This window comes from Pseudomonadota bacterium, assembly GCA_027624955.1.
GTDB lineage: Bacteria > Pseudomonadota > Alphaproteobacteria > UBA828 > UBA828 > PTKB01.
Genome location: JAQBTG010000036.1, coordinates 20290 through 41766, shown reverse-complemented (window position 1 = coordinate 41766; position 21477 = coordinate 20290). Strand labels below are relative to the sequence as shown.

The following is a 21477-nucleotide window of genomic DNA, read 5'->3' as shown; positions in this document are numbered from 1 at the left end:
CCCGCCACAGAAAATGCTCGGGGTCGGCTTCACCGCCCAGGGCTTTGATATATCGTCCCACTATCTGCGTAACCCCGACAGCTACAAAGTGAAGGTCAAGTTCATCTTCGAAGGCATCGGCAAGGACGAGAAAATCGGCGATTTCGGTTTGATCGGCAATGGCGCTGCCGGGCTTGAATTGGACCGCGCGGACCGCCTGCTCGGCACCCCACCCGATACCTATGTCGTCGCATCCTCGGTCGAACATACCGACATCTACCTCGTCGTTTGCGAGGAAATGCTGGTCTCCACACCGGGCGTCGGCGGGCATGAAAATCCGCTGGTCCGCGCCGATATTACCTTCCATGAGACGCAGAACGGCGGCGCTGTTTGGTCAACCGGCTCTATCGCCTGGGCCGGCAGCCTGTCTCATAACAATTACAAGAATAACGTTTCGCGCATGACAAAAAACGTGCTCAAACGCTTCATCAATCCGAAGCCGTTCTAAGAAAGCACGAATCCGAGGGAGATGAGGCCGGCCGCCAAGCCGGCCTCTTTTTTTATGTTTGGCCCTCAAGCGCCGGGCGGGCGCGTGCGCGCCCTTGGCTACCTCGTATAAACTCGGACGCGCAGTCGCGCTTGCCGGAATGCAAAGGGCATTCCGGTTGGTGGTGCCGTATTAGTAAGCCTTTGTGGGTTCCCTACGACTCTCCTGCCCGCGCCCTGTACTGCGAAAACTCCCGCAGCACGAAATCGAAATGGGCGTCCATGGCCGCGGCTGCGGCTTTGGGGTCGTGGCTGCGGATAGCCTCGTAGATGCGGACGTGCAGTTCGAACATGCCGTCTCGGTAGTGGTTGCTTTCCATCAGGCGCGAGGCGAGCAGGCGCGACGCCTTGGCGAGGGCGCCATGCAGTGTCGCCATCAGATGGGTGAGCACAGTATTGCCGGCTGCCTTGGCGATGGCGCAATGGAAGCGCACATCGGGCTCTTCGCCAGTGCCGCCCTCGGCAACATCGCGTTTGATATCGGCGAAGATCGCGGCCAGGTCGGCGATGTCCTCTGGGCTGGCATATTCGGCAGCGAGATAGGCTGAGCGGTGCTCCAACACGCGGCGCAAATCTAACAATTCGTTGACGCGGTCAAAATCGGTGCCGATCAGACGCTCGAAAGAATTGCCGAGGTGGTCGTTGGAGGCAGCGCGCACATAAAGGCCTTTACGCGGGCGGATCTCGATCAGCCCCTCACCTTCCAATCGCTTCACCGCTTCTCTCAACGCCGGGCGGCTGATGGCGAGATGCCCGGCCAGGGCGCGCTCGCTCGGTAGGCGTTGGCCAGGCGCCCATTTGCCACCGGAAATGCCCTCACGAAGGCGCTCGAAAGCGGCTTCGCCGAGGCTGCCGCGTAGTGGCTGCACATCCATATCGTACCCCAATGATTGCGATGCGGGCAATCTGGTCTGACCAGACTAACGCCGGCTGGGCGGCGCCGTCAAGCGCTGGCGGCCGGGGTCGGATAGGCTCAGGCGGCGGGCACCAACGGCAAGGTGATGTGCGACGGGCGCGCCGAATCGTGAAATACGCGTTGGGTCGCGACGAACCCATCGTAATAACCGCCATTCAAATCCTTGCGGAATTTGTTGAGATGGCGCTCAAAGGTCGGGAAGTTGCTGCTCGCGACTTCGATCCGAATGCGGTGTCCTTTAGCGAAGCGGATCGCCGTGCTGCCAACACGGAAATCATATTTGTAGACCTCACCCGGCTTGATGGCGGTTGGCTTCTCGCTGCTCTCGCGGTGGCTCGCACGCTGGATGGCATCGACGATATTGATCGCACGTCCATCAGGATGGACGTCGACCAATTTGATGGTGAAATCGGTATCGTCTGCGCTCGACGCAGCGTAGAGCGTCACATCGACCGGGCCGATCACCGCGACGTCTTGGGCCAGGTGCGCCGTGGTAAACACCAGCACGTCGTTGCGCGTTTCCACAGGGCGTTGATCCATCGGCCCCATCGGCGCAAGCGCGGCGAGGCAGCAACTGCGCCCGCCCAAGCTCTGTACCGGATAGTTGGGGTCGGACACATAAATATCGTGTGGTTCTTCGCCTGGCTCCTGGCGGCTAAGGACGCCATCGCCATTCAGTGAATTGGCGCGCCCGCCGCTGTGCATAAAGAATTTGGTGAATTTGGTGCTCTTCAGCGGCCATTCTTCGGCCTGGCGCCATTTGTTGGCACCCATGACAAAAACTGAAACCGGCGGCTCGTCCATAAGGCCCGTATCTTTGCCGGCCAGCCAATGATCGAACCAGCGTATCATTAATTCGTCGGTGCGGTTGCGCGCTTCGGGGCCAAAATCCATCTCACCCATCGCCTGGGTCCACGGCATGTGAAACCACGGGCCGATCACCAGCTTCTGCCCGGCCCGCGCCTCTTCCGTCTTGGCGCCTGCCTTGAGACCGAGGTAATTGCGGATATTGCCCTCGACGAAAATGTCGTACCAACCGGCGATATGCAGCGCCGGCACATCGATCTCGCCATATTTGTCCGAGGTCTGCCACTTTTTCCAATAGGCGTCGAAGGTCGGGTGCTTCAGCCACTCATAGTAGAAGCTGTTGAATTTCTTGGGCAAATCCGGGTGGTTCGTGACTGGTAAATGATCGTAGGAACCGCAAATGCCGGTCAGGCGTTGGATCGCCGGGCGCACCTCCGCCGGCTTGCCCTTACGGAACACTTCGCCGATCGAGAGATAGGCCGCCCAGCCCTGCACGAACGCCTGATGCAGCGCGCCGTTCTTAAACGTCCAGTCGTCATAAATGCCGTCTGAGGTGAGCGCCGGCACCATGGTGGTGAAACCCTTGGGCCGCTTCACGGCGGCTAGCAATTGCGTCTGCCCGGGATACGAAAATCCGTACGTACCGACCTTGCCATTCGATTTGCTGAGCTTCACGCAAGCCTCAATGGTATCGACGCCATCATCAGCTTCGTCGTGAAACGGGCGGAATTCGCCGCCCGAGGCGCCGCGCCCGCGGGTGTCCTGGCTGACCACAATATAGCCTTGTCGGGCATACCATTCGGGATGCATGAAGGCCTGAACTTCCGCCACGGCTTTGTCATAGGGCAGGCGCAACAGCAGCACCGGATATTCGCCGTCTTCCTTCGGCGTATAGATATCCGCCATCAGCTCGACGCCATCGCGCATTTTCATGGCAACGCCGGTTTCAACCTCAACCTCGTGCAGTTTGTCATCGGCCATTGGTGACTACCCCTCAACGAGTTGATATATTTCGCCAATTGCGAATCGGTTTTGATTTCAAACCGCACCGCCCAGGCGCCTCACATGCGTACCACACTTAGATTGAGAGAATATATCCGATCCCGTCAGAGTGCGGCAAAATTCCATCGATGAGGCCTCTGGCGCTCGATGACGCCAAGGCTACGGATCCGGCAGATTGCAGAATATGCCGCGCTGCAACATCTGGTATGACCAGATTATCCGAGCCGACGCATTGTCTGTCATAACCTTCTGTGATATCGCAATGGTGAAAATCCACTCACGCGGCGGCCGACTGGACGCTGACGTGTCGAACGAGAGAAAGAGGGCGATATGGATGTGAAAGCGCTGAACCGTATGGCCTCCGCGCTCCTCACCCGTCATTCCGGGCGTTTGGCGAAATGGAAACTGACCAACACGGCCAAGCTGGTGAACGATCTGGCCGATTATTTCGCAGCCAATGGGGCGAAAAACCATGCCCAGATCGTCGCCGCCACGGAAAGCACAATGCTGGCGATCGACCGCGTCAACACCTGGATCGACGCGATGATCCCGTGGTCCGATCTTGACGCCAAACTGAAGCTCAACCGCGCGGCTAAATAGGGCAGGAGAAATACCATGTGTGGCGTTGGCGGCATCTTTTTCAAATCTGCGGAGCATGGCCAGAAGACCGGCGAGATTGCCTACCGCATCCTGGACGGCATTTTTCGCCGCGGCCCGGATTCAACCGGCGTGACGCTGTGGCACGCCAATGAGCCCGGTCTCCTTTACGTTGGCGTCAATTGCGAAGCGCCCGGCGGTGGGCCGCGCGTTCTCGAATTGTTAGACCAGCTTGGCACCGTTAAACGGGCAACCGACGGCCACGGCTATGTTAGCGCCGCCATCGTCTTTGACGGCTCGGAAGCGGATTTGGTCGACGCCATCGACGCGCTCGACCCCGGCATTTCCGTCGGCAGCATCGCCCGCCACCTAGAAGTGCTCAAACATATGGGCGGTGTCGCCAATCTCGACGCCGAGTTTGATCTCAAATCCTACAATGGCCGCCTGGCGATGGGCCTCACCCGCTATGCCACCGAGAGCCGCATTGATTTTACCAACGGCCAGCCGCTGACGGCGCGTGCCCATTCGGACCTCTCGATCGTGCATAACGGCCATATCACCAACTATCACCATTTGCGCTCGAGCTACGGGCTCAAGGGCTATAGTTTCACGACGCAGAATGATTCAGAAATCATCCCGATCATGCTGATCGATGAAATGTCGAAAGGCGCAACGTTCGAGGATGCGCTCCATATCTCGGTCGAGAAATTGGACGGCTGCTTTACCTACATCGCGGTCACAGATAGTTGCTTCGCGATTGTCAAAGACGCCTACGCCGCCAAGCCGCTGGTGATCGGCGAGACCGATGATTTCATCGCGATGTCATCAGACCCACAATCCTTAAGAGAAGGCGTGCTGACCGATATCGATGTGTGGGAGCCAGGCGCCGGCGAGGTGCATGTATGGCAAATGTAGAAACCCTCACGATCGACTGCAGCGACAAGCCGACGCGCGACATCAACATTGCCATCCGCCAGGCGGCGGAGGATGGCGTGCCGGCAGTGGAAATTCTCAATACCCAGGCGCGGCATAACATCGGCGTCGGCATTCTAAAGCCGATCCACATGATCTATCGCGGCCATGTCGGCTATTACACGGTTGGCCTGTGTGACGGCGTGACGGCGGAAATCCACGGCAGCTCGGGCTGGGGCGTGGGCGACAATCTAATGGCCGGCGAGGTGGTGGTGCAAGGCAATGCGGCAAGCTCCGCCGCGCCCTCGATCCGCGGCGGGCGTGTAGTGGTTAAGGGCAATGCCGGGCCGCGCGCTGGCATCTATCTCAAATCCGGCGAACTGATCGTCGGCGGCGACGCCGGCTATATGTCGGGCTTCATGATGCAAAACGGCAAATTGATTGTTTGCGGCAATTCGGCCAAGGGATTGGGCGATTCAATGTATCAGGGACAGATTTGGCTCGGCGGCAAAGCCGAGGAATTGGGCAGCGGCGTGACCGAGGTCGAGCCGGAAGCGGGCGAGCTGGACGAGGTTCTCGAATTGCTCGAACGTTATAAAATTAAACCGCCAAAAGCGTTCAAAAAGCTGCAATCAGACCGTTCCTTATGGAACTTCAACAAGCATGATTTTGCTGCCTGGAAGGACGCACTATGACCGGTGAATTCCAAAGACCGCCCGCCTATAGCGGCACCTGGCACCCCGACGCGATCGAGGAAATTCACGAGAAGGCCGAGCTCGGGCGCTACCAAATTCGCGGCCAGGCGACCAAACGCCAAAACCTCCCCAATTTCGATGATCTGGTGTTCACCCCGGCTGGACTGTCGCGCATGCCGCTCGAAGGCTATCGCGAACGCTGCGATACCAAGGTCGTCATCGGTGAGGGGCGGGTGTCACGCCCGCTGGTGCTGGAACGCCCGATCATGATCGCTGGTATGAGCTTCGGCGCATTGTCGGTCAACGCCAAGCGCGCGCTCGGCATCGCGGCGACGCGCTGCGGCATCTCGACCTGTACCGGCGAAGGCGGCATGCATCCGGAGGAGCGCGAGCATTCTTCCAAGCTGGTGATGCAATATCTGCCGAGCCGCTACGGCATGAACCCGTATGACCTCAAGAAGGCCGACATGATCGAAATTGGCGCCGGCCAGGGCGCCAAGCCCGGCACTGGCGGCGTGCTCCTCGGCCTGAAGATGTCCGAGGAAGTGGCCAAGATGCGCGACCTGCCGGTCGGCATTGATCAGCGTAGCGGCTGCCGCCACCCAGATTGGATGGGCGCCGACGATCTTTATATGAAGCTTGAGCAGCTCCGCGAGGTCACCAACTACGAGGTGCCGATCTCGATCAAAGTTGGCGCCGCGCGTATCGCCAACGATGTGCGCATTGCCTGTAAGGCCGATGTCGATGCCATCGTGTTCGACGGCATGGAAGGCGGCACCGCCGCCTCACCGACAATCCAGCTCGATCATGCCGGTATTCCGACAATCGCCGCCATAGCAGAAGCAGTGGAGGCGCTGCATGACATGGGCAAGCAGGATCAGATCAAACTGATCGTCGGCGGCGGCATCAAGAACGGCGCCGATGCGGCCAAGGCGATCGCGCTTGGCGCCGATGTGGTCTATCTCGGCACCGCGCCGATCATCGCGCTCAATTGCCACGCGCCGATCTATCTTGAAGATTACGAGCGCCTCGGCACCACGCCGTATGAATGCCAGCATTGCCATACCGGGCTTTGCCCGGTCGGCATCACGACCCAGTTGCCGAAGCTGATGGCGCGCCTCGACGTCGACGAGGCGGCCGATCGCGTAACCAATTTCCTCAACGCCATGACCATGGAAATCCAACTCTTCGCGCGCTCCTGCGGCAAGAACAGGGTCTCCGATCTTGATCCCAACGATATGCGCTCGCTTACTCAGGATGTGGCGATGATGACCGGCATTCCGATGGTTGGGCTGAACGGCCGCAAGCCGTGGTGGACAAAATTCTGACCGACTAACCAAACGACCGCCTCACCTAACGAAGGAGCGCAACATGGCGCAGGCAAAGGGCAAATCCGGGGACCGGGTCGATAAGATTCTCGCCAAGCTCCGCCGCGCCGGCGTCGAGCATGTGCGCTTTGAGCTGCCTGACCTGCATGGCTCGGCGCGCTCCAAACAAGTACCGATCGAGTGGTTCGCGCAGTTCGCCCGCGACGGCGTCAACATGTATGGCGGCGTCGTCGCGCTCGACAGCGCCTCGCAGGTCGTACCGGGTTCGCGCTACAACGAAGAGGTAAATTACCGCGATCAAACGCTGATCCCGGATTTCGCCTCGCTGGCCCCGGTGCCGTGGATCGAGAACACCGCGCGGGTTATTTGCGACACCCAATGGGCGCCGGGTGAGCCGCTGCGCGCCGCGCCGCGCTATGTCATGCGCGAGATGCTGAAGCGCCTGGACAAGCTCGGTTTCAAGGCGGTGATGAGCCATGAGTATGAGTTTTTCGTGCTCGACCGCGAGACCCGAAAGCCGTTATTCGACGGCGTTCATATTTTCAATAATCTTCGTAACGAGCAGCTCCCGGTGATCCGCCAGGCGGTCGATTATTTGCGCGCCGCCGGCATTCCGATGCTCACCGCCAACGCCGAATATGCGCCGTCGCAATATGAGCTGGTCTATAGCCATGTCGAAGGCATGGCCGGCGCCGACAACGCCTATACTTTCAAGAACAGCCTGAAGGAGATCGTCCACCAGGCCGGGCAGATCGCCACCTTCATGACCAAGCCATTCGCCGGCAGCGCCGGCTCGGGCTGCCATTATCATCTCAGCCTGGTGCACAAAAAAGGCGGCGGTGGCGCGTTCATCGACAACAGCAAGCCAGACACGATGTCGGATACGCTGCGCTATTTCGTGCAAGGCATCATCGATCACGGCGCCGCTTGCATGGCGCTGTTCAACCCGACGCCCAATTGCTACCGGCGGCTGAGACCAAATACGTTTGCGCCGTCCAACATCTCATGGGGCGCGGAAGACCGCAGCGCCATGGTGCGCATCAAATCTCCCGGCTCAAAAGCGATGCATGTCGAAATGCGCGCCGCGTCAGCGCTGAGCAACCCCTATCTCACCGCTGCCGGCACGCTTGCCTGCGGGCTCTTGGGCCTCAAGGAAAAGCGCAAACTGGGGCGCCAAAGCGACGGGCCGAGCGAGGATGATACCGGCCTGCCGCCCTTCCCGGCTTCGCTCGATGAAGCGCTAAATCTGCTCAATGCCGATAAGGCGCTGTGCGGCCTGTTGGGCCAGGAGTTCGTCGATGTGTTTACCACGGTGAAACGCTACGAATTGGCGCGCTTCAACGACCATGTCAGCCAGTGGGAAAGCGACGAATATATCGAGCTTTATTAGATAAGCCCTTCTTCCGCAGCGGGGAAGAGGGGTTGGGGAGAAGGAGCGAACCGAGCGCGAGGCGCTTTTCTGTTTGGCCCCTCAAACGCCGGGCGGTCCCCTCCGCTCCCTTGGCTACCTCGTATTAACCCGGACGCGCGGTCGCGCTTGCCGGAATGCAAAAAGCATTCCGGGGGTGGTTCCGTTTTGGGAAGTTTTTTACGGGGTCGTTCGCGGGGTGGGCGGGCTCCGCCCTATCGAGCCATGATCGCCTTCATCATCCCCCAGTTCACCGCGAGATAGCCGCCAGACTGGGTTTCGATGGCCGCGGCCAAATGGCCATGCGCTGCCGGCAAGGCATGGAACGGCAGGCCCGGATAGGCGTGGTGTTCGGCGTGATAGGGCATGTTCCAAGCGAACCAGCGGACGAAGGCGTTGCTCCGCGTGGTGCGGGAGTTTTTCAGCATATCGGCAACGCGGGGGCAGCCGCCATGCTCGGCCAGGAGTAAAAGGCGGAGTGCCGGCTGGCCTAAGAGCGCCGGGGCCAGCCAATAGAACGCGATGGCCAAACTTCCCGCCGCCAGCGAGGCAGCGATAACGGCGCCATAGAGAAGCAGATAGAGCCGTGCTTCGCGCATGATTTGGCGGCGTTTGCGCGGGGCGATGAAAGTTTCCTCCACGCGCCCAAAGGCGTGACGGACTGTGGTGGTGATGCGCTCGCGCCAATAGGGCAAGCCGGAGATCAGCCATAGATAGGCGCCCAAATTAGATGGCTTGGCAGAGGCGAGTTCCGGATCGAGCGCAGCATCTTGAGTATGGCGGTGGTGAGCGAAATGGAATTCGCGGAAATAGCCTGGCGGCAGCACCAGCACCGCGCCGGCCAACAGCGCCACGCCATCGTTCAGCCAGTGCGCGCGGAAGGCGGTGCGGTGGATCGCCTCATGCTGTGGCGCGAAAAGGAAAATCAACAGCGCGCCATAGACTGCGAATAGCGGCACCAGCCACAGACTAAGCGGCACGACAGCGATCCCGACCGCCAACGCTGCCAACAGAGAGAAGTGGCTAAACAGCCGCACCAGGCCTTTGATATCGGAGCGCTGGCTCAACGCGCGGAGCGTGTCGCGATCCAGTTTCTCGGCGAATGCTTCATCCATGTCTGACCCGACGACCGCGTGCCGGGGCGACCGCCCCTTAGACGGCGGCCTCGTCGCCGAGCGCCGCGCGCAGTTTCGGCATCACCGCGTTGGCCATCAGGTCCATCGACGCCATCAGCTTCGGCTTGTGCACAGGGCCCTGCAAATCGGCGGCGGTCATCAAGATGGTGCCAAACGGGCCGATTTCTTCGCGCAGCGCTAAGAGCTGCTCGGCGACGCTGTCCGGGCTGCCGGCGATGATAAAATTTTCGCAGGCATATTCGGCGGTCACCGCGTCGTCCGGCATATCGGGCGAACTCTTCATGATGGCGTGGAATTCAGCGCGCCGGATGAGCTCCACCAGATAGCCGAAATAATGGGCGAATGGGCCATCCGGGCTCAGCGCATAATCCTTGGCCTCATCATCGTCGGGCGCGACGAAGATGGTGCGCGCGACACGCCAATCGGCGGGCTCAGGAATGCGCCCGACTTCCCTGCAGGATGCGCTGAAGCCGTCCCAATGGCTCTTGATGGTGGCGGTCGGGACAAAATTGGCCGAGATCACGCCCCAGCCTTTGATGGCGGCGGTGTGGACGCTGCCGGAATTATGGCTCATGGCGGAGGCGACCAACGGCGGATGCGGGTGTTGGTAGGGTTTAATAATCTCGCCGACGCCGAGATCGGGATAGAAATGCTCGTCGAGACGGATGTTCCAATATTTGCCGGAAATATTGTAGGGCGGGCGCTGCGCCCACAGCTTGAGCACCGTATCGATGCATTCGCTGGCCATTTCGCGCCGCACTTGCACGTCGGTGACACCGAACATCTCGAAATCGCTCACCAGTCCGCCGGGCGAGACGCCCAACACCAGGCGGCCATCGCTCAGATGATCGAGCAACGAGGCATGGGCGGCGACCTGCGCCGGATGACGCTGCGGCAAATTGACCACGCCGGTGCAGAGTTTGATCTTCTCCGTCCGCGCGATCAGGTTGGCGAGAAACATGAACGGGCAGGAAACCGGCTCAGACAGAGTGGTGTAATGCTCGCCAATCCAGAATTCATCGAAGCCGAGACGGTCGCATTCGACCGCGACTTCAACATCCTCTTTGAGCACCGTGTGCGTGTCACGCTTGTGATCATTCACAGGCATCATGAACATGCCGAACTTCATCGAAACTCCCCTTGCCGCTGAGCGCTGGGGCAATATAGCGGACGCGGCGCGCCGAGCGCCAGCATGGCCAGCGGGCGCGGCAAACGATAGACTTTTAGGGCTCCGGCGCGCTGCGCCGGTTGTCAGCGCCAGTCACCCAGGAGCACGCCATTACGACCCCCTCTTTGCCCGCACCGCGGACCACGCGCCTTGCCCTTGTCGCCCTGGCGGTGGGCATTGCTAGTGTTGGATTTGCGCCCATATTTATGCGCCTGTCCGATCTCGGCCCGAACGCCACAGCGCTTTATCGGGTCGCCTTCGCGCTGCCGTTTCTGCTGCTATGGCTCGGCCTTGAGCGCCGGTCCACCGCGCCGAGCGCTCGGCCAGCGCTTGTGGGGACTGCGATGGTGCGCCAGATTCGCCTTGCCGATTGGTTGTTGTTGGCGCTCTCGGGGTTGTTCTGGTCGGGCGATCTGGTGTTTTGGCATTGGTCGATCACGCTGACCAATGTCGCCAATTCGACGTTCTTCGCCTGCTCGTCGCCGATCTTCGTCATTCTCGGGGCCTGGCTGTTCTTCGGTGAGCGCATCAGCCGCGGCTTTCTCGCCGGCTTTGCTCTAACTGTGGTCGGCGGCGGCTGTCTGCTCGGCGCCTCGATCGCATTGGGCGGCGGAGATTTACTCGGCGATGCGTTCGGCATCGTCACCGCCTTTTTCTTCGGCTCCTATCTGCTCACTATCAAGCACCTCCGAAGCAGGCTGCCGACCGGCGCCATCATGTTCTGGAGCGGTCTCTTTAGCCTGCCCGGCCTGTTGCTGGCGGCGCTCCTCACCGGCGAGGGCTTTATGTCGGCCAGCCTGTTGGGCTGGTCGATGATTATCGGCTTAGCGCTCATCGTTCATGTGCTCGGTCAGGGATTGGCGGCTTACGCGCTGGCCCATTTGCCGGCGTCGTTTACCTCGGTCGCCTTTCTCGGCGAGCCGGTTATTGCCGCCATTCTTGGCTGGATCATCCTCGCCGAGGCACTCGGGCCGCTGCAGGGCGCAGGCTGCATCATCATCCTTGCCGGCGTCTGGCTGACCCAGCGCTACGGCGTGCGCGAACATAAAGCTTGAGGGGCCGCGCTTGATCGAGGTCAAGGTGCGCCGCCGATGGCATGACAGAATGCCAGGCAGGCGGGAGCACGATGATTCAATTCTTCGATCTTTTTACCTATGTCACGCCGGCCAAGGAGGATTTGTCGGCGGAGGATGTGCGGCAAATATTGGAGACACGCTTTCGCGAAGAAGGGCGCAAGGACCGCAAGGTCGGCGCGATCCGCGCGTGGGGCGCAGATTTCCTCCGCGCCGATATCCTGTCGTTGGACGGCGAGGTCATTAAAACGGCCGAGGTGAACAAGCGCACCGGCGCCTGGAGCGTCGGATAAGTGATGTAGCCTATCGCCTAAACTTTCTCGATCGGGCCGCCGGCTTCTACCCAGGCGGCGATGCCGCCGACCAGATGGCTGACATTCTCCAGGCCGGCCTCCTGCGACGCGTGCACCGCCATCGCGGAGCGTTCGCCGTAGGCGCAGTAATAGATCAGCGGCTTGGTGCCTGCGGCGGCCATGCCGTGCAGCAGGCCGCCGGCGCCGATGAGATTCTCTAACCGGCCGTAGGGTGCATGGACGGAACCGGGGATCTGACCGTTGGCGGCGCGCTCGCTATCCTCGCGCAAATCCACCAGTGCGAATTCGCTGCTCTCCTGCCGGGCCATCAACTGACCAACTGTGAGCGCCCAATCGGGATGCTCGGCATCGCTCTGACCAAGGCCCATGGCGATGTTGGCCGGCACGGCGACATCCATCATCTTGGGATTGGCCAGATTGAGATTGTCCATGATGTCGGCATATTCATCAGCGCTCGCGACCTGCAGGCGCGGATTAAACGCCTTTTCCTCGGCGATGGTACTGACCGTATCGCCCTTATAATCATGCCCAGGATAGACGAGTGTGTCGCCAGGCAAGGTCAGGAGTTTGGTGAAAATTGACTCATATGCGGCGCGCGAATCGCCGCCTTGAAAATCGGTGCGCCCACTGCCGCGGATCAGCAGCGTATCGCCAGTAAAGACGCGGTCGGCCATTCGGAAGCAATAGGAATCGACGGTGTGGCCCGGCGTGTAGAGCGCTTCCAACTGGATACCCTCGATGGTCACCATGTCGCCGTCGTCAACCCGCATGGAGACAACATCGATCGGCGCTTGAGCGCCCATCACGGTCACGCATTTGGTCCGGTCGCGCAGCTCGCCCATGGCGGTTATATGATCGGCATGTACATGAGTGTCGATCACCTTCACCAGCTTAAGGTCGAGCTCGGCCAGAAGCTGCACATACCGGTCGGCGCGATCTAGGACGCCGTCGATGAGCAGCGCCTCGCCGCCTTTGCGGCTGGCAAGAAGATAAGTGTAGGTGCCCGTCTCCTGGTGGAAAAGCTGGCGAAATATCATGCCGCGGCCCTGCTTCCTGTCGCCTGTTGAATTTTAAGTGGATCGCCCCAACGCGCGCGCACCACATCATTTTCCAGAACGCAGCGATAATCCATAAGAATTTTGTGCATTTGCCCGCAACGCATGATGTTATCTGCCTTGCGCCAGCCAGTAGGTCAGAAATTTTTGCAGCCAGGCATGCATAGCTTTGTGATGGCTGGTGTGGAGGCGGATCTGCTCGGTGACGCTTTGTGCGCCGCGGCGCGCTAAATCCACTGGTGGCGGCTGGCGATTGAGCCAAGCGTGGTGCACCGTATCGTTTACTTCAGGGTGAAATTGCAGGGCAAAGCTGGCGGCACCGTAGCGGAATGCCTGATGCGGGAAACTCTCGCGCGCCGCCAGAAGGCGTGCCCCCGCTGGCAGTTCAAAACCCTCGCCGTGGCGGTGACAAACTTGCAGCGGGGCGTCCATTTGCAACTCACCGCCATCGCCGACCGGCGTCACCGGATAATATCCAAATTCATAAAGCCCCTCGACGTGCGGCGCGACATTAGCGCCGAGGCTGCGGGCGAGAATCTGTGCGCCGAGGCAAACACCGAGAAGCGGCGTGCCCTTTGCCATCACGCGCGGCATCCAGTCGAGCTCAGCGCGGATATAATCGAGATGTTCATCATTGGCGCTGACCGGCCCGCCAAACGAAACAATGCCGGCATAGTCCTCAATATTTTCCGGCAGCGCCGCGTCTTTGTTAAGGCGCCGGGTCTCTATCGGATGGCCCAGGCGGGCGAGGATCACAGCCATCTCGCCGGCATCCCCGGCCGTTACATGGGTCAGCATCAAGACCGGTTTTTTTGTCATATCGGGGCTAGCCTACCCACAAGGTCAGGCAAGTTTGGCTCGTTTCAAGAGCGCCCGGCGATGGCCGAGATTTCTACCAGCAGGCCGGCGCCGGCGAGATCCGCCCGCACCGTCGCGCGCGCCGGATACGGCTCCTGGAAGCGCGCCGAATAAACTTCATTCATGCCGGCATAATCGTCGAGGCTCTGCAAATAGACGGTGGTCTGCACGACATCGTCCAGGCCCATGCCGGCCTCGGCGAGAATTTCCACGATCTTGTCGATCACCACTTCGGTCTGTGCCTTGACGTCGGCGCCGCCGATGACCGAGCCGTCATTGGCGATGGCGATCTGGCCAGATAGGAAGGCGAAATTTCCGACCTGCGTTCCCAGGCTATAGGGCCCGGCGGGAATCCAGCTCTTCGGGGTCAATTTTGTTTTTGCCATTTTCCTGTTCTCCTTTGCGAGCGGTTTATTTCGCGACCGAGGTATCTGCCATGGCTTCGAGTATGGTCACCACCGCGCTCGAATCGATATGGCCGTTGCCCTGCGATTTGACTGCGCGCAGCATCTCCCGCGCCGCACTGGTGGTTGGCAGGGACACGCCGTATTTCTCACCGAGGCGGATGGCGCCGGTCAGGTCCTTGTCCATATTGTTGGTGGAGAAATGCGGCGGGAAGAAATTCTGCGCGATCATTCTGGGGCCTCGTGTCGCCATGGCGCCGGTTTGCGGGCCGGTGCCGGGCAGCGAGGTGATATCGATGACCGTCTGCGGCGGAATGCCTATCTTGGCGGCGAGCACCAGCGCTTCGGCACAGGCCTGAATGGTCACGCCCATGACCAGATTGGCGATCAGCTTGAGCGTCGTGCCGTTGCCGCTGGCGCCGGTATAGAGCACCATCTTGCCGAGTTCATTCAGCACCGGCTCGGTCTCTTTAAAGGCAGCTTCCGGGCCGCCGACCATGATGCCAAGCGCGCCGTTCTCCGCCACCTTCGGCCCACCGGAGACCGGCGCATCGAGAAGCGCCACGCCCGCCGCTTCGGCGCGCGCTGCATTGGCCTGCGAGGCTTCGGGCGCAATGCTCGCGGAATCGATGACGATCAATCCCGGATGCGCGCCTTCCAGTACCCCGTTCGGGCCGCAGATCACTTCTTCCGAGGCCGCAGCGTCGCTGGTCATTGTGAAGACGATATCGCAGGCAGCGGCGACCTCTTTCGGCGTGTTCGCCCAGGTGGCGCCCTCTTTGACCAGCTCTTCGCCGTTTTCTTTAGTGCGGTTCCAAACGGTGAGGGAATAATCTGCAGCCATCAAGCGGCGCGACATGACTTTGCCCATAGTGCCGAGACCGATGAATCCGATTTTCTTGCTCATTTTTTGATTCCTATTCCCTGAGTGAAACCGACTGCGGCAACACTGGTTTTGCGCAATCTCCCCGGTCCAGGTACTTACAGCAAATGGTAACGGAAGGAAATATCAGGGTGGCAAACAAACTGGGCACCCCGCCGCGCCGCCTGCCGGCGCCGCTGCCGGTTATTCATCCGGTTCCGGAATATGCGACGGAAGGCGAGCTGGCAGCGCGCTACGACGATATGAAAACCGTGCTGCAAGTGCCGTGGATGGGCGTCGTGACCATGGCGTTTGCGCATTATCCTAGTTTTTTCAGTGAGTTATGGCGCGGGTTGCGGCCACTTTGCGCCAGCCAACCATTCATCGACGCGGTCGGCAAGTTGCGCAATTTTTGCGAAGAAAACGTGCTGGCACTAAATCCACCGCCGCTTGGCGAGCGCTTGGCCGAGAATGGTTATGGCGGGCGCGAAATCGAAAATATCCGCGACATGATCGAGATTTTCTCGCATGGCAATTTTCCCTATCTGATGATCGCCACATTGACGCGCGCGCTATTGTTGGGCGGCGAATTCGGTGGCGCGGGTGACAGCGCGCCGGCGTTCGAAGGGCGCCATGCACCCAACGTGACGCAGCCCTTCGTGCTGATGGAGCGCCATCACGCCGATGCACCGACCCAGGGAGTCTATGACGATATCATGGCGACGCTCGGCTTGCCGCTCGTCAACACCGACTATCGCGCCTTGGCGCGCTGGCCGAGCTATTTCGACCTGGCCTGGAGCGATCTCAAATCCTCGGCCGTGACGGCGCCGCATAAGGCACTGGCCGACCGGGTATTCGCGCGTGCGCTGGAACTTGCCGGCGGCTTGCCCAATCCCGGCGGCTTCACTGCCGCGGCGCTCCAGAAGGCGGCAGAAGAGGACGCGCCGCTGGCTGAAATCCGCCCCGTAACGGAGCTTTTTCACTATCTGCTGCCCGAATTGGTGGTAAACGTGGCGTTCTTCCGCGCCCAGCTTCTGCGCGGCGCTTAACGCCGCCCCACACACAACCCATCAGTCCCTCATGACATCTGTCCGGCCTGTTCTGCGTGGCCCCGAATTCATCGCCCTCGCCGCGTTCATGATGTCGGTGTTTGCGCTATCGATCGACATCACCATACCGGCGCTGGCGTTGATTGGGCGCGATCTCGCCGTCACCAACGCCAATGACGCGCAATATATCGTCTCAGTGCTGGTGCTCGGCATGGCACTCGGGCAGATTTTTTACGGCCCGCTGTCCGACAGTATCGGGCGCAAGCCGTCGATCTATGTCGGCCTCGCATTGTTTTCCGCCGGCAGCGTCGTCTCGATGGTGGCAACCGATTTTCCGACCATGCTGGCCGGGCGCCTCCTACAAGGCCTCGGCGCAGCCGGACCGCGCATCGTGATCATGGCGCTGGTGCGCGATCAGTTTGCCGGGCCGGCGATGGCGCGCGTGATGTCGCTCGTCATTACCGTGTTCGTCACGGTGCCGATGGTGGCGCCGTTTATCGGCCAGGGCATCCTGTTCGTGGCGTCGTGGCGCGCCATATTTATATTGCTCCTGGTGTCGAGCTTGGTGGTTTTGGTGTGGTTTGCCATCCGCCAGCAGGAGACCTTGACCGCCGCCGCGCGCCGCCCGTTTGCACTGCGCCCTATCGCCGCAGCGACGCGCGAAATTCTCGCCTCACGCCCGGCCCTCGCCTACACCATCGCCAGCGGTTTGGTGTTCAGCTCGGTGTTCGGCTACATCAATTCGGCGCAACAGATATTTCAGGAACTTTATCTGGTCGGCGATTATTTCCCGTTTTATTTCTCTTCCCTGACGATTGCGGTCGGTGCGGCAACGCTTGCCAATGCGCGCCTCGTCGCATTTGTCGATATGCATCGGCTTTGCAGCTATTCGGCGTGGGCCCAGGCAGCGCTGTCGGTCGCCTATTTCGCCGTCACCTGGGCCTATGCGGGGGCGCCACCGATCTGGGGCACAATGGCCTATCTCGCCCTGATCTTTTTTTGCCTCGGCATTATGTTCGGCAATCTCAACGCCTTGGCGATGACGCCGATGGGGCATATCGCCGGCATCGCGGCCAGCGTCATCGGCACCCTATCCTGGCTGATTACGGTCGTCTTCGGCACCTTGATCGGGCAAAGCTATGACGGCACCCTGTTGCCCCTGGTCGGCGGGTTCGCCGTTCTCAGCGTTTTATGCGGCGCCGCCCTGGCCTGGGCGCGGGTAGAGCGCAGCGCCTAATTTGGGCAATTGACCTCCCGCGTGCGGAAGATAAAGTGGCGGCCTGTATATATGTGAGGGGAGTGTTTGCGGGGTGTCTAACCTTAGAGTAGCCGTCGATATCGGCGGGACGTTTACGGATATTTGCGTCATGGACGAGGCCACCGGCCAGGTCCGTGTGGCCAAGACTTCATCCACTCCGGATGATCCGCTGGAGGGCACCTTAAACGGATTGCGCGAAGCCAAGGTCGATCTCAAGGACGTGACACTGTTTTCGCATGGCACGACGATCGCCACCAACGCGCTCCTCACGCGCCGCCTGCCGCCCGCCGCCATGGTGTGTACGCGCGGCTTTCGCGATGTGATCGAAATTCGCCGCGCTAATAAAGAAGAGCTGTGGGACACCTATAAGGATGTCGCGCCGCCCTATATCCGCCGGCGTGACCGGCTGGTGGTCACCGAACGCATCGATCACGGCGGCCAGATCGTCGAGGCGCTCAATGAAGATGAAGCCCGCGAAGTGGGGCGGGTATTGAAAAAGCGAGGCGTCGAATCGATCGCCATCTGCTTGATGAATTCCTACATGAACCCGGTGCACGAACAGCGCCTGCTGGAAATCCTCAAGGCCGAAGTGCCGGATGCGGATATCACCACGTCGAGCGATACCTTGCCCGAAATTTTCGAGCATGAGCGCTTCTCGACAACGGTGGTTAATTCCATTCTCAGCCCGGTGATCGGACGCTACGTAAAGCGCATGAGTAGCGAACTCAAAGCCGGTGGCTATAAGAGCGATCTGTTGTTGCTGCATTCGGGCGGCGGCGTGATGACACCTGCCACCGCGCAGCATTTCGCCGGACGTTTAGCCGGCTCGGGCATTGCGGCGGGCGCTATCGCCAGCCGTCATATTGCTATGCTGTGCGGTTATGAAAACTCGATCGGCCTCGATATGGGCGGCACAAGCTGCGACGTGTCGCTGGTTTACGGCGGGCAATCGCGCGTCACCAAGGAATGGGGCATTGAGTTTGGCCATCCCATCCGCTTCCCCAGCATCGAAGTGCTCACCATCGGCGCAGGCGGCGGCTCGCTTGCCTGGATCGACGATGTGGGCGCGCTGCATAACGGCCCGCAATCGGCTGGCGCCGATCCGGGACCGGCCTGTTATGGCCGCGGCAACGACGTACCGACCAACACCGACGCCAATGTGACGTTGGGCCGCCTTGGCACATCGCTCGCCGGCGGCAGTATCAAGCTCGATGGCGCGGCCGCCGAAAACGCGGTGATCAACGGCGTCGCCAAGCCGCTTGGCATGTCGAAGGACGAAGCTGCCAAGTCCATCGTCAGCGTCGCCAACGCCAACATGGCCGATGCGGTGCGGCTTATCTCGATCAGCCGGGGCTACGATCCGCGCGATTTCTGCCTCGTCGCGTTCGGCGGCGCGGGCGCCCTGCACGGCGTGGCGCTGGCGATAGAGCTGGCAATCCCGACGGTTATCATACCACCCAATCCGGGCGTCACGTCGGCGCTTGGCTGTCTCCTCGTCGATATCCGCCATGACCTGGCACAGAGCTATTTGATGCCAGCCAGCAAGGCCGACGCCAGCGACATCGAGGCCAAATTTACTGAGATGGAAGACGAAGCCCGGGGACGGCTGAAAACTGAGGGCGTCGAACCCAAGGACATGCTTTTGCAACGCGCCGTCGACATGATGTATGAGGGCCAGTGGCGCTCGCTCACGGTACCAGTCAGCGCGCCGTTTACGTCAGTAGATGACGCCGTGGAGGCCTTCCACCGCGATCATGAGCGCGAATACGCCTTTCGCCGTGACGATGCCGCCATTGACCTGTTCCGCTTAAACCTGACCGCCATCGGGGTCACGCAAAAGGCCGAATTGCAGCGCCACGAGAAAACCGGCGCCAAACCGGTGGCCAGCGCCACCCGTATGGTCGCGTTCGACGGCCAGGACGCGCCGATTGACACGCCGATCTACCGCCATGAAGACCTAGCCGCGGGCGCCACGTTCCACGGCCCGGCGATTGTCGAGCAGCTCGATTCAACGACCGTCATCCCGCCCGATGTGCGGGCCGAAGTAGACGAGTGGCACAACATCCGAATTTACGTCGCGGAGGATTCCAAATGAGTTACGCCAAAACCGGCCTCACCCTCGATCCGGTCACCTTCGAGGTGCTCAAAAACTCCTTCATCACCATCGTTGATCAGATGGCCGAGCAGGTGCTTCGGACCTGCTATTCCTTCGTCATCTACAATCGCGATTTCTCTTCGGCGCTGAATGATGCCAACGGCGATTCGATCGCCCAAGGCAACCAGGACATCGCCGTGCATGTCGGGACTTTGCATTATACCTGCAAGGATGTGATTCGCGTCTTCAAAGGCACGATGAAACCGGGCGACGTCTATATCATCAACGATCCTTATGCCGGCGGTACCCATTTCAACGATGTCCGCTTGATCCGCCCGGTATTTGTCGGCGACGAGATCATCGCCTTCAGCCAATCGAACGGCCATTGGTCGGACGTTGGCGGCAGCGTGCCCGGCTCGTTCGATGTGAAGGCCAAGGAAATGTTCCGCGAAGGCATCCGCCTCACGCCGGTGCGCATTGTTGACCAGGGCGTGTTACGCGAGGACGTGGCCAACATGATCGCGGCCAATACGCGCGACCCCAAATCCGTCATCGGCGACATGCACGCCCAGATCGAAGCAACGCGGGTGGCCGAGCGCGAGATTCTTCGTCTCGTGGATAAATACGGTAAAGACACGGTGGTCACCGGCTTCAAGGAAGTGCAAGACTATGTCGAGATGGCGACGCGCCAGCGCATCGCCGATCTGCCTGACGGCACCTGGGAGACCGTGGATTATATCGACCGCGATCCGGGGGCCGAAGAAGGGCTCATTCCGATCTGCGTGAAATTGACAATCAAGGGCGACGAGGTGACCTACGATTTCACCGGCAGCCATAACACCATCAGCACGCTTTATAATTCCGCTTTCGGTGCCACATTCTCAGGCGTCGTCGCGGGCATGAAAACCTACTTCCCGGACTTGCCGCTCAATTCCGGCTTCTATCGGCCGATCAAGGTCATCGCGCCGGAGAATTCCATCGTCGATGCGCGTTGGCCCGTGGCGGTGACCGGCTTCCTGATGCCGTTCGAAAAGATCATGAATTCGATCTATGAAATCTGGTCCGACATCTTCCCGCACCGCGCCATGGCCTGCGCCTTCAATCTCGAATATCTGCTCACCGGCGGGCGCGATACGCGCCACGAGGGCAACCCGATCTTCATGTTTTATGACTGGCTGCCCGGCGGCTGGGGCGGCCGTTCCACCAAGGACGGTTGCAACGTCACCACCGCCTGCTTCGGTACCGGCCTGCAGACCCAGCCGATCGAGGGCCAGGAGCGGCTGTCGCCGATCCTCGCCAATGAATTCGAAATTCAGTGCGATTCAGCCGGGCCAGGAAAATTCCGCGGCGGCACCGGCGTGGTCAAAACGAGCACGCTGCGCGAAGCTGAGAGTACCGTGCTGTCCTATATTTGCGACCGCGAGCGCGCCATCGTCTGGGGCATCAAAGGCGGCCTGCCGTCGATGCCGCACGGCCTCTGGGTGAAACGCGCCGCGACCGGCGAGAAGGAATGGCTCGGCACTATTTTCTCCGATGTCGATATCGAACCAGGCGATATGTTCAGCCGCCCGACCGCCGGCGGCGGCGGGCTCGGCGATCCGTTAGAGCGCGATCCGGCGGCGGTGATGCTCGATGTCGAAGAAGATTATGTTTCAATCGGGCGGGCCAAGATGGATTACGGCGTCGTCTTGAAAGTGATCGACAAGGATCTTGAGCAGTATGAGGTCGATGTCGAAGCCACCAAGGCGGCGCGGCGTGAGATCGCCAAGTCACGCCGCGGCTGGCTGAAGGAAGACCCGGCGACAATCGCCGCGCGCTATGCCAAAGGCGAAATCAACAGCTTCGACATGATCCGGCGCTACGGCGTGATCGTCGATTGGGGCACCGGCGAGCTAATGCCGATATCGACCGAGCAGAACCGCGCCTCGATGCAAAAGCGCAGCGCCGACCATTGGAACGACAACCTCGCCGAACTCGGCGAAGCGGCAGAATAACGCCGCACTTAGGTGGCCAGG

General features: G+C 60.5%; 20 protein-coding genes. 12 read left to right on the top strand and 8 right to left on the bottom strand.

Annotated features, from left to right (window positions below; translation table 11 throughout):
* Nucleotides 1-487: hypothetical protein (locus tag O3A94_13455; protein ID MDA1357258.1), on the top strand; the 487-nt coding region annotated here is incomplete at its 5' end.
* A gap of 193 nt (nt 488-680) precedes the next feature.
* On the opposite strand, the gene O3A94_13450 is transcribed toward O3A94_13455, so the two are convergent.
* Both O3A94_13450 and O3A94_13445 read right to left on the bottom strand, forming a co-directional pair.
* On the bottom strand, nt 681-1400 hold the full coding sequence (locus O3A94_13450; GenBank protein ID MDA1357257.1) for a FadR/GntR family transcriptional regulator: 720 nt from the start codon (nt 1398-1400) through the stop codon (nt 681-683).
* A gap of 98 nt (nt 1401-1498) precedes the next feature.
* Nucleotides 1499-3229 carry a CocE/NonD family hydrolase gene (locus tag O3A94_13445; protein MDA1357256.1) on the bottom strand — a complete coding sequence of 577 codons (1731 nt, stop codon included), beginning with the start codon at nt 3227-3229 and terminating at the stop codon, nt 1499-1501.
* Between the two features lie 351 nt (nt 3230-3580).
* Here O3A94_13445 and O3A94_13440 point away from each other — a divergent pair, with 351 nt between their 5' ends.
* The 5 genes from O3A94_13440 to O3A94_13420 are packed head-to-tail and all read left to right on the top strand — an operon-like array spanning nt 3581 to nt 8172.
* Complete coding sequence (locus tag O3A94_13440; protein MDA1357255.1) at nt 3581-3850, top strand: hypothetical protein; 270 nt, start codon at nt 3581-3583, stop codon at nt 3848-3850.
* Between the two features lie 15 nt (nt 3851-3865).
* A complete protein-coding gene (locus O3A94_13435; GenBank protein MDA1357254.1) occupies nt 3866-4762 on the top strand; it encodes a hypothetical protein in 897 nt (298 codons plus the stop codon).
* The gene (locus O3A94_13430) at nt 4750-5454 is read left to right on the top strand and encodes a glutamate synthase (protein MDA1357253.1); all 705 of its coding nucleotides are present in this window, start codon (nt 4750-4752) and stop codon (nt 5452-5454) included. The genes O3A94_13435 and O3A94_13430 overlap by 13 nt, the downstream gene beginning before the upstream one ends.
* Entirely contained in the window at nt 5451-6782 is a 1332-nt protein-coding gene (locus O3A94_13425; protein MDA1357252.1) for an FMN-binding glutamate synthase family protein, read from the top strand. The genes O3A94_13430 and O3A94_13425 overlap by 4 nt, the downstream gene beginning before the upstream one ends.
* Nucleotides 6783-6825: 43 nt before the next feature.
* Nucleotides 6826-8172, top strand: coding sequence for a glutamine synthetase family protein (locus tag O3A94_13420; protein ID MDA1357251.1), 1347 nt, complete (start codon nt 6826-6828; stop codon nt 8170-8172).
* Nucleotides 8173-8405: 233 nt separating this feature from the next.
* On the opposite strand, the gene O3A94_13415 is transcribed toward O3A94_13420, so the two are convergent.
* Together O3A94_13415 and O3A94_13410 are read right to left on the bottom strand one after the other, a co-directional pair.
* Nucleotides 8406-9305 carry a fatty acid desaturase gene (locus O3A94_13415; protein MDA1357250.1) on the bottom strand — a complete coding sequence of 300 codons (900 nt, stop codon included), beginning with the start codon at nt 9303-9305 and terminating at the stop codon, nt 8406-8408.
* Nucleotides 9306-9342: 37 nt separating this feature from the next.
* Complete coding sequence (locus O3A94_13410) at nt 9343-10455, bottom strand: LLM class flavin-dependent oxidoreductase (GenBank protein MDA1357249.1); 1113 nt, start codon at nt 10453-10455, stop codon at nt 9343-9345.
* Nucleotides 10456-10574: 119 nt separating this feature from the next.
* On the opposite strand from O3A94_13410, the gene O3A94_13405 reads away from it, so the two are divergent.
* Nucleotides 10575-11549, top strand: a complete 975-nt coding sequence (locus O3A94_13405; protein MDA1357248.1) for a DMT family transporter — start codon at nt 10575-10577, stop codon at nt 11547-11549.
* Between the two features lie 71 nt (nt 11550-11620).
* A complete protein-coding gene (locus tag O3A94_13400; protein MDA1357247.1) occupies nt 11621-11860 on the top strand; it encodes a hypothetical protein in 240 nt (79 codons plus the stop codon).
* Nucleotides 11861-11877: 17 nt separating this feature from the next.
* Here O3A94_13400 and O3A94_13395 read toward each other — a convergent pair whose 3' ends face one another.
* The 4 genes from O3A94_13395 to O3A94_13380 form a co-directional block, all read right to left on the bottom strand.
* Complete coding sequence (locus tag O3A94_13395) at nt 11878-12918, bottom strand: MBL fold metallo-hydrolase (GenBank protein MDA1357246.1); 1041 nt, start codon at nt 12916-12918, stop codon at nt 11878-11880.
* A 129-nt stretch (nt 12919-13047) separates the two neighbouring features.
* Nucleotides 13048-13755 carry a glutamine amidotransferase gene (locus O3A94_13390; protein ID MDA1357245.1) on the bottom strand — a complete coding sequence of 236 codons (708 nt, stop codon included), beginning with the start codon at nt 13753-13755 and terminating at the stop codon, nt 13048-13050.
* Between the two features lie 44 nt (nt 13756-13799).
* Complete coding sequence (locus O3A94_13385) at nt 13800-14180, bottom strand: RidA family protein (protein MDA1357244.1); 381 nt, start codon at nt 14178-14180, stop codon at nt 13800-13802.
* 25 nt (nt 14181-14205) lie between these two features.
* Nucleotides 14206-15105 (bottom strand): NAD(P)-dependent oxidoreductase, encoded by a 900-nt coding sequence (locus O3A94_13380; protein ID MDA1357243.1) that lies wholly within the window; start codon nt 15103-15105, stop codon nt 14206-14208.
* Nucleotides 15106-15212: 107 nt separating this feature from the next.
* Between O3A94_13380 and O3A94_13375 the strand changes: the two genes are divergently transcribed.
* From O3A94_13375 to O3A94_13360, 4 genes are all read left to right on the top strand, one after another.
* The gene (locus tag O3A94_13375) at nt 15213-16109 is read left to right on the top strand and encodes a hypothetical protein (GenBank protein ID MDA1357242.1); all 897 of its coding nucleotides are present in this window, start codon (nt 15213-15215) and stop codon (nt 16107-16109) included.
* 31 nt (nt 16110-16140) lie between these two features.
* Nucleotides 16141-17346 carry a multidrug effflux MFS transporter gene (locus O3A94_13370; GenBank protein MDA1357241.1) on the top strand — a complete coding sequence of 402 codons (1206 nt, stop codon included), beginning with the start codon at nt 16141-16143 and terminating at the stop codon, nt 17344-17346.
* 73 nt (nt 17347-17419) lie between these two features.
* Complete coding sequence (locus tag O3A94_13365; protein MDA1357240.1) at nt 17420-19462, top strand: hydantoinase/oxoprolinase family protein; 2043 nt, start codon at nt 17420-17422, stop codon at nt 19460-19462.
* Nucleotides 19459-21456, top strand: coding sequence for a hydantoinase B/oxoprolinase family protein (locus O3A94_13360; protein MDA1357239.1), 1998 nt, complete (start codon nt 19459-19461; stop codon nt 21454-21456). The genes O3A94_13365 and O3A94_13360 overlap by 4 nt, the downstream gene beginning before the upstream one ends.
* Nucleotides 21457-21477: the final 21 nt, after the last annotated feature.

Bases quoted from the DNA above. Each gene is read 5' to 3' on its own strand.
- O3A94_13360 (MDA1357239.1), top strand. From the start codon at position 19,459: ATGAGTTACGCCAAAACCGGCCTCACCCTCGATCCGGTCACCTTCGAG.
- O3A94_13415 (MDA1357250.1), bottom strand. From the start codon at position 9,305: ATGGATGAAGCATTCGCCGAGAAACTGGATCGCGACACGCTCCGCGCG.
- O3A94_13395 (MDA1357246.1), bottom strand. From the start codon at position 12,918: ATGATATTTCGCCAGCTTTTCCACCAGGAGACGGGCACCTACACTTAT.
- O3A94_13400 (MDA1357247.1), top strand. From the start codon at position 11,621: ATGATTCAATTCTTCGATCTTTTTACCTATGTCACGCCGGCCAAGGAG.
- O3A94_13380 (MDA1357243.1), bottom strand. From the start codon at position 15,105: ATGAGCAAGAAAATCGGATTCATCGGTCTCGGCACTATGGGCAAAGTC.
- O3A94_13390 (MDA1357245.1), bottom strand. From the start codon at position 13,755: ATGACAAAAAAACCGGTCTTGATGCTGACCCATGTAACGGCCGGGGAT.
- O3A94_13410 (MDA1357249.1), bottom strand. From the start codon at position 10,455: ATGAAGTTCGGCATGTTCATGATGCCTGTGAATGATCACAAGCGTGAC.
- O3A94_13435 (MDA1357254.1), top strand. From the start codon at position 3,866: ATGTGTGGCGTTGGCGGCATCTTTTTCAAATCTGCGGAGCATGGCCAG.
- O3A94_13430 (MDA1357253.1), top strand. From the start codon at position 4,750: ATGGCAAATGTAGAAACCCTCACGATCGACTGCAGCGACAAGCCGACG.
- O3A94_13450 (MDA1357257.1), bottom strand. From the start codon at position 1,400: ATGGATGTGCAGCCACTACGCGGCAGCCTCGGCGAAGCCGCTTTCGAG.
- O3A94_13425 (MDA1357252.1), top strand. From the start codon at position 5,451: ATGACCGGTGAATTCCAAAGACCGCCCGCCTATAGCGGCACCTGGCAC.
- O3A94_13445 (MDA1357256.1), bottom strand. From the start codon at position 3,229: ATGGCCGATGACAAACTGCACGAGGTTGAGGTTGAAACCGGCGTTGCC.
- O3A94_13370 (MDA1357241.1), top strand. From the start codon at position 16,141: ATGACATCTGTCCGGCCTGTTCTGCGTGGCCCCGAATTCATCGCCCTC.
- O3A94_13440 (MDA1357255.1), top strand. From the start codon at position 3,581: ATGGATGTGAAAGCGCTGAACCGTATGGCCTCCGCGCTCCTCACCCGT.
- O3A94_13420 (MDA1357251.1), top strand. From the start codon at position 6,826: ATGGCGCAGGCAAAGGGCAAATCCGGGGACCGGGTCGATAAGATTCTC.
- O3A94_13385 (MDA1357244.1), bottom strand. From the start codon at position 14,180: ATGGCAAAAACAAAATTGACCCCGAAGAGCTGGATTCCCGCCGGGCCC.